11 protein-coding genes are annotated in these 12,551 nt (G+C 49.2%); 7 read left to right on the forward strand and 4 right to left on the reverse strand.

What is annotated here, in order from left to right; all coding sequences use genetic code 11:
* Position 1: 1 nt before the first annotated feature.
* Positions 2 to 2,449: a penicillin acylase family protein gene (locus HB364_RS27045; protein ID WP_167291542.1), complete on the reverse strand. Its 2,448-nt coding sequence runs from the start codon at positions 2,447 to 2,449 to the stop codon at positions 2 to 4.
* Between the two features lie 885 nt (positions 2,450 to 3,334).
* Between HB364_RS27045 and HB364_RS27050 the strand changes: the two genes are divergently transcribed.
* Positions 3,335 to 3,817 (forward strand): cupin domain-containing protein, encoded by a 483-nt coding sequence (locus tag HB364_RS27050; RefSeq protein WP_167291543.1) that lies wholly within the window; start codon positions 3,335 to 3,337, stop codon positions 3,815 to 3,817.
* Here HB364_RS27050 and HB364_RS27055 read toward each other — a convergent pair whose 3' ends face one another.
* The gene (locus tag HB364_RS27055; RefSeq protein ID WP_167291544.1) at positions 3,818 to 4,912 is read right to left on the reverse strand and encodes an aminotransferase class I/II-fold pyridoxal phosphate-dependent enzyme; all 1,095 of its coding nucleotides are present in this window, start codon (positions 4,910 to 4,912) and stop codon (positions 3,818 to 3,820) included.
* Positions 4,913 to 5,022: 110 nt separating this feature from the next.
* Here HB364_RS27055 and miaE point away from each other — a divergent pair, with 110 nt between their 5' ends.
* The 6 genes from miaE to HB364_RS27085 all read left to right on the forward strand — a co-directional run bounded on the left by miaE (position 5,023) and on the right by HB364_RS27085 (position 10,261).
* Complete coding sequence (gene miaE, locus HB364_RS27060; protein ID WP_167291545.1) at positions 5,023 to 5,628, forward strand: tRNA-(ms[2]io[6]A)-hydroxylase; 606 nt, start codon at positions 5,023 to 5,025, stop codon at positions 5,626 to 5,628.
* Between the two features lie 282 nt (positions 5,629 to 5,910).
* The gene (locus tag HB364_RS27065) at positions 5,911 to 6,312 is read left to right on the forward strand and encodes a hypothetical protein (protein ID WP_167291546.1); all 402 of its coding nucleotides are present in this window, start codon (positions 5,911 to 5,913) and stop codon (positions 6,310 to 6,312) included.
* Between the two features lie 76 nt (positions 6,313 to 6,388).
* Complete coding sequence (locus HB364_RS27070; protein WP_167291547.1) at positions 6,389 to 8,329, forward strand: T9SS type A sorting domain-containing protein; 1,941 nt, start codon at positions 6,389 to 6,391, stop codon at positions 8,327 to 8,329.
* Positions 8,330 to 8,404: 75 nt separating this feature from the next.
* On the forward strand, positions 8,405 to 9,487 hold the full coding sequence (gene recF / locus HB364_RS27075; protein WP_167291548.1) for a DNA replication/repair protein RecF: 1,083 nt from the start codon (positions 8,405 to 8,407) through the stop codon (positions 9,485 to 9,487).
* A gap of 92 nt (positions 9,488 to 9,579) precedes the next feature.
* Positions 9,580 to 9,924, forward strand: coding sequence for a hypothetical protein (locus tag HB364_RS27080; RefSeq protein ID WP_167291549.1), 345 nt, complete (start codon positions 9,580 to 9,582; stop codon positions 9,922 to 9,924).
* A 55-nt stretch (positions 9,925 to 9,979) separates the two neighbouring features.
* Positions 9,980 to 10,261 carry a DUF721 domain-containing protein gene (locus HB364_RS27085; RefSeq protein WP_167291550.1) on the forward strand — a complete coding sequence of 94 codons (282 nt, stop codon included), beginning with the start codon at positions 9,980 to 9,982 and terminating at the stop codon, positions 10,259 to 10,261.
* On the opposite strand, the gene HB364_RS27090 is transcribed toward HB364_RS27085, so the two are convergent.
* Both HB364_RS27090 and HB364_RS27095 read right to left on the reverse strand, forming a co-directional pair.
* A complete protein-coding gene (locus HB364_RS27090) occupies positions 10,262 to 11,308 on the reverse strand; it encodes an ABC transporter permease (protein ID WP_167291551.1) in 1,047 nt (348 codons plus the stop codon). It lies immediately after the preceding gene.
* Positions 11,309 to 11,312: 4 nt separating this feature from the next.
* Positions 11,313 to 12,497, reverse strand: a complete 1,185-nt coding sequence (locus HB364_RS27095) for a BT_3928 family protein (protein ID WP_167291552.1) — start codon at positions 12,495 to 12,497, stop codon at positions 11,313 to 11,315.
* Between the last annotated feature and the right edge of the window lie 54 nt (positions 12,498 to 12,551).

Consider the following 12,551-nt stretch of genomic DNA (forward strand, 5'->3'; position numbering starts at 1 on the left):
GTTACAGTTTATTAAAGGTCATGGTATATTTCACCTGCGGACTTTTTCCTTCGGTCTCCGTCATCATCCACAACTTCTTGTATTTGCCGGCTGCCCAGTCGTCCACAAAATTATCGTAGTACTTACTACCGGGATTGCCTTGCTGGCCGCCGGGATAGATGCCCCAGGCATCTGTTTTATCGGTCAGGTGAACGATCATACGCCAACTGGGACCATGGAATTGCTTGGTGGCATTGATGACATGCTCTCCGCCGCCGGTATTCAGGTGAAACCTGCTGAGGGGGGCCTGGCGCAACAGGTGACGTATACCGGAATCTTTGTACTTACCCCATGCGAGCCTGCCTTCTGCGTCGGCTTTTTTGAGTAAGGGCACTGCCTTCTTGAAGGCTGTGGTCACTACATCTGCCACCGTTTCTTTATTGGGAGTAGTAATATTATCGGCCTGGGCAAAAGCGGAATCCCTGAGCAGGGCTTCCACCAGGGTAAAGGATTCAGGCATGATCACCGGCTTGGGTGCAGCAGCCAGCTCATCGCTCCACACTTCCGCTTCAAGGTTACTGAACCAGGCAGTGAAAATAGCAACACCTTTTTCTTCGGGGTCATTCCGCAGGTTCCAGGAACGTACGGTCTCCAGCAAGGCCTTTTCATCATTGGCCAGCATATGCTCTTTGATATTCTTCAATAATACCGGCAGGGCCATTTCAGCAAACACGTTATAATTCTGTGTTTGCAAGGCCTGCATATCTTCTACGGTGATGCCTTGCATTTGCCGCAGGTAGCGATTGATGGCAAAGCCACGGTACAGGTCAAAGTTGCCCCCCAGGTAATAGGGATACGTCGTATCGGCCGGCAATTGGTTGGCACTGCTCACAAAATCCACACCGGTAGTTACATTCGGGTTTTCGGGCTGCGGTATGTTGCCCTGCCACCTGTAACTGCTATCGGTACCGGGCATAACAAAATCGCCTTGTCTTTTCCATTTGGCCGGGAATAACCCTTGCTGCCAGATGGCTATCTGATTGTCTTTGCTCGCAAATACAAAGTTCTGCCCGGGGCAGGTAAAATGTTTAATGGCATCGAGGTAGTCGGCATAACCGGTAGCCCTGTTCAGCAGGTAAAAGGTCTTAAGCTCATTGGAACCATCATGCGCCTGCCAGCGCACAGCCAGGTTGGTCTCCGCTGTCGCCCTGTCAAAACCGTTAAAAGAGGCATCATATTGTACAGGGCCAAAGATGGTATACGCTACCGTATCCAATACGACGGGGCCTCCTTTTACTTTAAACGCTTCCGTTTTTACTATGGCAGGTTTCCAGGCGCTGTCGAACCAGTATTCCTGGCGGGATTCATCTTTAAAGCGAATGGCATAATAATCTTTTACATCGCGGCTGGCATTGGTAACACCCCAGGCCACCTGGTCGGTAAAACCTATAATAATAGCGGGAGAGCCGGGAAAGCTGGCGCCATAGGCATTGCTTTGCGGCGTGTGTAACTGCATTTCAAACCACAGGGAGGGCAATGATAAGCCGAGGTGCGGATCATTGCACAAAATAGGACGGCCGCTTTGCGTCTTATTGCCGCTCACCGCCCAGTTATTACTACCATTATCTTTATCAGGTTTGTTAATGGGTACAATGGTGGCGCTGTCTTTCCACCGGAAATAGAGGGAATCTGCCGTAGCAGGCGCTACCGGCTGAATGGCCGGCAAAGGAAAATCAGTACCCTTCGGCACAATGGGGTACAGGGAATCCTGGGTAATGGGATACAGCCTGTCGAACAGCTCCCGGCTCAGTACTGATTTGGCATTGGTATATTCAATGTCATTTTCACTGCCGGTAAGGTCATAGCTCATATACTTCAGGAACAGGGCCGTTTTCAGGTTGGTCCAGTGTTCGGGCCGGTAATTGAGCAGGCGGTATTCAAGCGGGAGGCTGCCGGCGGTAAGCTGGTCTATATAACTATTGACGCCTGCAGTATAAGCATCCAGCACCTTTTTGGTGGTGGTATCACTTTCCATGACCTGCAGGGAATTGTTGGCGGCATATACCATACCCAGACGCCGCATATTACGGTCGAAATCCAGTATCCTGTTTTCCTCTCCCCTGCCCAGCACTTCACTCAACCTGCCTGCCGCTGCATGGGTCTGGAATTCCATCTGCCACAAACGGAACTTTGCGTGCAGGTAGCCCTGTATGAAATACAGGTCTTCATCATTCTGAGCAAACACATGGGGAACCAGCCGGTCATCGAAATATACTTCCGCCTGCTCTTTCAAAGGGGGAAGGCGGAGGGTCATCGTATAATCCTGGTCAGTGGGTTCAGCATTCTGCCAGAAGCCTTCCTGCGGGCTCAGAAAACCTCCCAAAGGAGGAATACTGCCCAAAGGCATACTTAAAGTGACGACCAGGCCTGTTGTAACAACAGCGGATATCAGTAATGGAACAAGTCTCATACTAACGGAAGGGGTTTAAAGAATCGTTTAAAAGTAACACGAACTGGTAATACCACAAAATTGTATTGTGGGGCAAGCAATTAGCATGCAATTTTACACCAGAGTTTGAGGGAACATTTAAACAGTCGTCGTTTTTTAACCGGATGCCTCTATGAAACAAGGGTGGCATATCCGTCATCAAAAACCGGCCCCCGTAGGGCCGGTTTTTAAAAAAGCTAACAAGGGAGCATTTTCAGTCTTACTCAAATAGGTCATAGGTTGCTAAATCCGTCGTTAATGAACCGGTTCATACGTGAACCGGTTTTTTTAATACAACATCAACCCACTCACCCCTAAACACATAGGCGTCCATAATTATTATTATAATTTATACGTTATACTGCTTGCATTATTAATTAGGGTGGCTTACCTTGCAGTAACAAATTTCAAAACACCCAATCATCCTAAACTCCTCTTTTATGAAAAGGTCATCTACATCTTCCATCAACATGTTCCGCCTGAAAAAATTAGCTGGTATTACACTCGTCTGCTGCATGTTTGTAGTAGGGCTTGTAGTTTAAGCATCCGACATCATTTCCTGTTCACCTGATTCCTGGCTCGCTCAACAAGCCAGCGGTAATTCCTGCGTCCCGCCTGGCGGGAGCAAGATCATTCTTAATACAACAACTGTTTAGCCTGTCTCATGACAAAGTAGCTACTGCAGGCTATACTTTTGGCTGATCGTACCTTTATTGCTTCTGCGCTATTGACTAACCGGCCTACCCCAGCCTGGTATACCCTGCTTTTGTCCCATAAATCTTACCAATCCCTTTAATCCCGGTTCGGACAATTTTTCGTACCTTTTGGGTAGTTCTTTTTATATTCCTCACCTTTAATTGTTTTGCTATGAAAAAATCAGCTTGTCATGCTTTGGCATTGTTACTGGTTCCATGGCTGGCCTGCAATGATCAGGCCGCACACGAACAGGCAAAACTATCTGACTCCCCCTCCTCCCAGGCCGCTATGATCCTACCCCCTGCCCAGGACACTACCCTGCCCAGCGGGCGCCGGAACATTTATCTTGTAGGATTTCGCAATAAACCCGGCTTCTATGTAGAACGCAGCATTTTCCCTGCCGGTTATAAGGGACTGCCGCATATACACAACAGCGATATTTATGTAACCATCATCAGTGGATCGGCTCATGTAGGTCTGACCGATAAGTTTGATACCACGGCCAAAGTACCGGTATACGGCCCCGGCAGCTTCCTCGTGATCAAGGCTGACCAGCCGCATTATGAATGGTTCACAGAAGAATGTACCATGCAGATCGAGGGCATCGGCCCCAATGAAACGTTTTATGTGAATGAACCGGTAGGTAAGAAGTGATCACATCAGCAACTCCAGCAGGTTCTTTACTTCTTCCATCGTATTAAAGGCATGGAACACGATCCTTAACCTTTCACTCCCCTTTGGCACCGTAGGATATAAGATGGGACGTACATCCAGGGAGGCCGACTGCAGCCGGCCGGCGATCGCTTTCACCTTATCATTACCGGGAATGATGACCACCTGTATGGGCGTTTGGGAAGGCAGTTTCCGGTATGCGAGGGGCGCCCGCTGAAAGTATTGTACCAGTTGCTGCAGGTGCGCCCTTTCGGCCTGCATGGAAGGGAAAATACTATAGGCTGCCTGTATGGCCGCCACACTGCTTTCGGGCAGGGCTGTTGTATAGATAAATGCGCGGGAGAAATTGATAAGGTAATCACGCAGGGTGTCACTGCCCAATACCACGGCGCCATGACAGCCCACCGCTTTTCCGAATGTATGGATACGGGCAAAACAGGATCGCTGCAGTCCCAATTGCTGTACCAACCCTTCTCCCTGCTCCCCCGCTACACCAGTGGCATGCGCTTCATCTACCACAAGGTGCGCCTGGTATTGCTGGCAAAGACGCACCATCTTTTCCAGTGGCGCTTCATCGCCATCCATAGAGAATACGGATTCTGTTACCACGAATATATTACCGGTAGCCGCTTGCAGCCTTTTCTCCAGGGCCGCCAGGTCATTGTGCTCAAAAGAAAAAGACCGGGCAAAGCTGAGGCGGATGCCATCGCGTAAAGAGGCATGGCTCAGGGAATCGTATACAATTGTGTCGCCCCGCTGTGGCACGCTGCTCAATAGCCCCAGGTTGGCATCATACCCGGAATTAAACAATACGCCGGCCGGCGCCTCATGAAAGGTGGCCAGTGACCGTTCTGCCTGGTCTATCCGTTCATAATTACCGGCCAGCAAACGGGAGCCGCCCGAGCCATGCTTCAGCGGCGGTGTACCAGCCAGGTGTTTTTCGATAAGCCCATCATGTATAATGCCCAGGTAGTCGTTGGAACAGAAGTCTGTTTTGTCCTTGTGCAGGCGTAGGGTACGGAAAGCCTGTGCCGCTTTTCGCTCATCCAGCTTTTTATGGAGGAAGTCTTCGTTCATCAAAAATGTTTCGGGTTTCGTGTTTAGCGTTTCGCGTTGCTCCGCGCTTTCATCTTTGATGCATAAAGGTAACAGCTTCCCGGCATCCTGAAATATTCTAACTTGCGCCCATGGAAATCAATGACGTAAAAAATATATTGGGCCTGCACCTGCCCACCGATCCCCGTTGGGTAGACCTGGCAGGCATCTCACTCGAAGATATCCTCACCGACCATGCTTATTGCGAGCAGAAAGCAGCCACCAGTTGTATCTCCCTCATCCAGCGGTACAGCGAGAAGGAAAAGCTGGTGCGGGAACTGAGTCCCATCGTTACCGAAGAATGGGGCCACTTCAGGCTCGTGCTGGCCGAGCTGGATAAACGTAACCTGAAACTGGGCAGGCAGCGGAAAGATGCATACGTGAATGAGCTCATGAAATTTGAAAAGAAAGGCGGCTCACCCGAAGAACGGTTCCTGGACAAGCTACTCATTTTTGCGCTGATAGAAGCCCGTAGCTGCGAACGCTTTAAACGGCTCAGTGAAGGGCTGGACGATGATTACCTGCGTAAATTCTATCGCCGCTTCATGGAAAGTGAAGCGGGCCACTATCACCTCTTTATTGAACTGGCTGAGACTTATATTGATAAAACTGTTGTGCGCAAACGCTGGCAGGAATGGCTTACCTATGAAGCGGAAATCATGAACGGGCTGGAAGTGCGTGGGGACAGGATGCATTAAGGCCTCCATCCATGCTTAATCAGCACAAAATCAATAATTGGCGCAGTTAGACCATTGACAACCCCAAAGGTTTAATGTGAAAAAATAAATATTAAATATTTTAAGAGATAGCAGGACTCCCTACTAACTCCCTCATTCCTGCATTATACTTGCTATCAGCTATTTAGGAAACAGACTTCTATATAAAGTATAATTATCCAATCCTGCAATAAGGGCAACTGGGTAAAAGGGGGATTGCATATTATAAAAAATCACTCTACTTTGTTCCAAAATCTGTAACCCATGAAAGCGACTATTACCTTTGCCCTTTTTATTCTGGGCACCCTGGTTGCCAGTGCAACCCCTTTAGAGCTTCCAAAGTATAAGTATGCTTCTGCTCCTGTTCTATCCGCTCCGGCTTCGGCAGGTATCTTCAGCACCTTCCAGGCACACCGTAAACAAAACGGCGTAGCATTGGCATGGACTGTGAATACCGCAGTAGAAGAATTTGTTATTGAGCGGTCGTACGATGGATCGTATTTTGAAACCCTTGATCATGTGCCGCCGGCTACAGGCGCCCGTAACCGGTATGAAGACCATACCGTATTACCCGGGTACATTTATTACCGCGCCAAAGCGGTATTGGCCGACGGTACGATTGACTATTCCGTAACGGTAATGGTCAGGATCGTAAGACATGGTTGATCGTATTTTTTGATCGTGATCCCGGAGCATAGCTGGTAATGCGGCTATGCTTCGGGCTATCACCAAAATCCATCGTATGAAAAAAGCTATACTATTCGTATTGCTGTGTGGCAGTGCTGTATTGATACAGGCCCAGATCACCTCCCCTGTTAAACGAGCCAATTTTGGCGTAGATGCCGACCTGCGGGCCAACTTCTTCGACGGGTTTGTAGAAGTGGGTAATGATGACTGGTTCAACAATGGTACGGCCGGAAGCGGCACGTTTATCATAGATACTACCGGCGCCTCCTGGATACTGCAGCAATATACCAGCACTCCTTCCATGCGGATGATCCCCTTTTTCAGGGGCATGCGGTACCCGCAATTTACGGTTGTCAACAACTCCATGCTGATTGACGGCATCTTTATACGTGACCACCATGGTGATGACTCCACCGTATTTGCGGCCGGCTCCAACAAGAATGGCATGAGCCCGGCAAGCTGGACCTGCCCGGTATCACAGGGTGTTCCTGACAAAAATGATATCCTCGACATGATGATGCATGTGCGGAGGGCAGGCCCCACTATCACCGATTCACTCTGGATGTTTGGCGGCGTATCGCTGGCCAGTACCACCGGCAACCGGTATTTCGATTTTGAGATGTACCAGACGGATATTTACTTCGACCGATCTACGCTTAGCTTTAAAGGATATGGGCCCGATGCGGGCCATACCAGTTGGCAGTTCGATGCCGCCGGGAATGTGACGCAAACAGGCGATATCATTTTTACTGCCGAATACAGCAGTTCTTCCCTCTCCTTTATAGAAGCGAGGATATGGATACACAACAGCGCCCAGTCTATTACCCCCACTGCATTCACGTGGGGTGGCGCGTTTGAGGGTGCTACCTACGGCTATGCCAATATTGTTCCCAAGGTGAGCGGCACTTTTTATGCCGGTCTGCAAAGCACCAACAATACCTGGGCCGGTCCCTTTAAAGTGGTGCTGCAGGATAACAGTGTAGAAGACAATTACACCGCCCGGCAGTTCATGGAGTTTTCCGTGAACCTCAGCAAACTGGGTCTGGACCCGCTGGTGAATATGGGCGATCCCTGTAAAATGCCCTTCCGTAAAATACTGGTGAAATCAAGGTCTTCAACGTCCTTCAATGCAGAATTAAAAGACTTTGTAGGCCCATTTGATTTCTTCCGCGCGCCTATGGCATCTGCCTCGGCCGATGTACCCATGTATTGCGGCACCAATGGCGTTAGCAACATTACAGTCAACAATGCGCTCCTCACCTCCCTGTATACCTGGACAACGCCTGATGGCAATATCGTAGGAGACAGCACAGGTCCCTCCATCACCGTTGATCAGCCAGGCACTTATATCGTGAGCCAGGAGTTAATGGATAGCTGTGGCAGTTCCTATGCAAAAGACACCGTCGTCATCACCCTTGATCCTTCCTGCTCCCTATTAAGCAGTGAATTGCTGGCTTTTTCGGCGCAGTTGAGAGACAACATTGCAAAGCTTAACTGGACCATTAATAACAACCCTTCTGCTTTTTATTTTGAAGTGGAACGGAGTTATGATGGCCGGAATTTCACCAAACTCAGGAGGATATACCAGACCGGTGAAACCAGTCTTACGGCATCGTACAGTTATCCCGACGATCTGCAGGCTGTCAGTAAAGGGGTGGTATATTACCGGCTGAAAATGGTAGACAAGGCCGGCCGTGCTTCCTACAGTAAAATAATACCTGTTGCGCTCCAGGAAGGCAGGAGAACGGTATTGCTCTCCACCAACCCGGTACGCAGCGGAACACGGCTACTGCTCACCGGCTACCAGGATGAAAAGGCTGTTGTGTACCTAACAGACGTGACAGGCAGGCTGTTAAAAACAGTCACCACCAGGCTGTTAAAAGGCGCTGCCGTGGTTGACCTGCAGGGACTCAACAACTGGAAAAACGGGACCTATATTATACAAGTGATCCTGGGCAATGAAACGTTTACAGAAAAAATGATCATCGCCCGGTAAGAAGGACAGTTACGGGTTTGGAGTTTTGATCCGGAACACGAAACTCCAAACCCGAAACCTCCTTATCTTGCACCCTTGCTAAAGCTGGATTCCATATCATTGGTGCAATTCAAGAACTACGCCCAGGCTTCGTTTACTTTCAACGACCGCGTTACCGGCATTGCCGGCAAGAATGGCGTTGGCAAGACCAACCTGCTGGATGCCATTTACTATTGTTGTTTCACCAAAAGTTATTTTGCGCGTTCCGATGGTCAGAATGTTTTGCGCGGGACCGGTGGTTTCCGCATAGAGGCGCATTTTACGTTATCGGGAGAACCGTTTAAAGTGGTGTGCATTCTCCGGGAAACCGGCAAAAAAGAATTCCTGCTGAATGATGAACCCTATGAGAAATTTGCGCACCACATTGGCAAACTGCCCTGCGTGATCATTGCGCCGGATGATACGCAGCTCATTACCGATGGCAGTGAAGAGCGCCGGCGTTTCCTCGATGCCCTGCTGTCGCAACTGGATGCTGTTTATCTTCAGCACCTGATTGATTACAACAGGGTGCTGCAACAACGCAATGGTTTCCTGAAATCACTGGCCGAAAAAAGAGGGCCCGATACCAGTCTGCTGGAAGTGTATGATGAACAACTGGCCCGGTATGGCAGTTATGTATATGAAAAAAGAAAGCATTTTCTCCGGGAATTTATCCCCCTGGTACAAAAATTCTACCGGCAGATAGCCGGCGTTGATGAGCAACTGGACATTGTGTATGAAAGCCAGTTGCTGCAGTATAATTTCCCCGACCTGTTTTTCCGTTTCCGGGAAAAAGACCTGTTCCTGCAAAGAACGAATGGCGGTATCCACAAAGATGACCTCGATATACAACTGCAACAGCAATCCTTCAAGGGAATTGCCTCCCAGGGGCAACGGAAAAGCCTCTTGTTTGCCCTCAAACTGGCTGAGTTTGAAGCGTTAAAATCGGCCAAAGGGTTTGCCCCCCTCCTGCTGCTGGACGACGTTTTTGAGAAGCTGGATGAAGAACGCATGCACAACCTCCTGAGCCAGGTATGCGTGGAAAATGAGGGGCAACTATTTATTACCGATACCCACGAAGAGCGCATTCGCCGGCATTTCGGCCAACTCATCGGTACATACCAGGTTATTTGTCTATAATCAATTGCATAAGCCGCAAGGAAAAGGTAGATTTACCCATCTAATCGTGATGACAAAAACGTATATTACATACCAGGAGAAGACGATTGCTTATGACTAATTCCCTTGAATCTATTATCGCGTTTCTCGAAGAGACGAATGACCCCCGTGTAGCTTATTTTTCCTACACCACCGACGAGGATGGTGAGCGCGGCGCCATCAGCGCCAACAAAGAAGGCCTGCGTCTTTATGCACTCGAACTGCTCAAAAAATCGCTTGAAATAGAAAGACTGCCCGAACAAAGCAGCCTGGTACTTTGCCCGCATGAATGGATGGTGAGTGAAACAGGTTATAGCCTCATCAGTTGTGTTCGCCCGCAATATCATTCCCGTGAAACCATCCTGCGCATACTGGAGCCCGCCCGGCACTGGATGAGCCACTCACGGTTTGATGTGTAAAACGGTTTATGCCGCTTCAGTCCTCCGATTCCTGATTTCTTACTAACTTGCACCCATGGGACAATACTCGATGAGTGACGCGCTGAAGCATTTTATGCAAAATCCCCGTTACAAGGGTCCTATGCAGGCTTTGCAGATTGAAGAGGTGTGGGAAAAGATCATGGGAAAGACCATTTCCAAATACACCGATAAAATACAGATCTACGGCACTACCTTATATATTACTACCACAGTAGCCCCCCTCAAACAGGAATTGCTTTACCAGAAAGAACAGATCGTTCAGCGGGTGAATGAAATATTAGGAGAGAATACGATCAAAGAAGTGGTGATCAAATAATCATTGCAGTCTTACTCTTGGATCTACTACTCCATAGAGTATATCCGCCAGCATATTCACAGCGATAAAGAAAAAGGAGGTGATCAATACTGAGCCCATCACTACGGGGAAGTCCAGCTTTTCCAGCGCATCTACCGTTACCTTGCCAATCCCTTTCCATCCAAAGATATATTCCACAAAGAAAGCGCCTGCCAGCAGCTCTGCAAACCAGCCGGTAATGGCCGTGATCACCGGGTTGAGGGCATTGCGCAGGGCATGCTTCCAGATCACTGTGCTGCGGCTAAGCCCCTTGGCATAGGCCGTACGTATGTAGTCCTGGTTCAGCACATCGAGCATGGAACCACGGGTAAGCTGGGTAATGATGGCCAGCGGACGTATGCCCAGGGTAAAAGCAGGCAGTACCAGGTTTTTTAATTGCAGTTGCCGGCCCGCAAACGGATCGGTATCAAACAGGCTGCCGGTCATGTTCAGCCCGGTATAACTGCTCAGCACAAAGCCAAAAAGGTAAGCGATCACAATACCCATAAAGAAAGAGGGCGCTGAAATGCCCAGCACACTCGTAAAGATGGCCGAGGTATCCATCCAGGTATCTTTCTTCACGGCCGCGATGACCCCCAGCGGTATGCCCAGTACAATAGCGATCAGGATAGCTGCCAGCGCCAGGATCATCGTGCCCGGCAGGGCTTCCATCAATACTTCCCACACATCCTTCTTTGTTTGATAGGAACGCCGCAGGTAAGGCACTTTCAATCCCAACTTTGTATCTTCTCCTACAAACCAGCCATTGAGTTGCTTTTTGTCAATTTCTTCCTGCGTATGCATGGCAATGGGCGAAACATCATTGAGGTACAACCCAAACTGCTTCCATACCGGTTGATCGAGGTATAGCTCCTTACGGATGTTCTCCCGGGTGGCTGCATCGGCGCTCTGCCCCAGCATGAGCCTCGACGGATCGCCAAAGCCCTGGAACAGGAAGAATACCAATACCACCACGCCCAGCATGACGAGGATACCGTATAGCACACGTTTGGTGAAGTACTTGATCAACCGGTCATGGTTTTTGTTGTGTTGAATCTGCTACCGGTTGTACCTGCTCAGCAGGAGCCGGATTGGCTGATAAGGTCAGCACCACCGGCAATGCCTTATCCAGGTCGGCATAACTCCATTTCCGCAGGATGGTTCCTTTTTTCATCAGGTATAAGGTGGGATTGGTGCGCGCCACTGTTTTGATCACCACCGGATCAAGCCGTAACGGGAACAGTTTATTGAATACTGCCGGCGCCTCAGGGCTGTATACATCGGCTATCGGAATACTGGTAACCAGGAAACTGCTGATATGCTTCTGTGTGGCTGTTTGCACGATCGTTTCCATTACTTCGGGCCAGGTGCCTTTATGATAGCCGTCTTTCAGGAAGAGGTAAAGCTGGTATTTGTCTTCCTGCAGCAGGGCCTGCGTGGTATCGTTCTGGTAAAAAGTTTGCAGGAAGAAATCTTTGATCTTCGGCTCGGCATTGCCTTTACGCACCACTTTATCATACCGCTTTACAAACTTATAGACTGCATCATCAAAGTCTTCCGGGAACTGATCGGCCGTAAACTCTACTTCCTTACCATCTTTCACATATACAAAGCTGATGACCGTACTATCGGGAATAGAGCCCGGCGGCGCCTTCATTTTCTCCGGGATGTTATTGCCCACTTTATACGGCAGACAATCCATGACCGGCAGGTGCAGTAATACAAACCACATGAAGGCGAAAGAGAAAACTGCACTGAAGAAGAGTATAACGACACTACCGCGGGTGGGCAGTACCGGTTTTATTTTATTGCGGAAGATGAATATAAAGCCGATCAATACCAGCAGTATGAGGTCTTTCATAAACGACTGGTTGGCGGTGAGGGGTATGCAATCGCCAAAGCAACCGCATTCGCGTACTTTACCGGAGAAGACTGCATAACCGGTGAGGAAGGTGAAAAACAGGATCAGCAGTAATAAGAGCCAACTGAACAGGCGCATCTGCCAACCAACGAGTACCGCTACGCCGGCAATGATCTCAAAAGCGATCATGGCTACCGAAAAGGCCAGCGTATAATTATCCAGGAAGCCCCAGCCCCATACCTCAAAAAACTCCTGCATTTTATAACTGAGACCGAGGGGGTCATTGGCTTTCACCAGGCCGGAGAAGATAAATAAAACGCCCACGATGATGCGGGATATGGTAAGAATATATTTCATTTGACTGGATGCTTGATAAAGGATGCAAGATAAGGGTTGTGGGTTAAAGAGGCA

Origin of the sequence: Paraflavitalea devenefica (assembly GCF_011759375.1) — a bacterium.
GTDB lineage: Bacteria > Bacteroidota > Bacteroidia > Chitinophagales > Chitinophagaceae > Paraflavitalea > Paraflavitalea devenefica.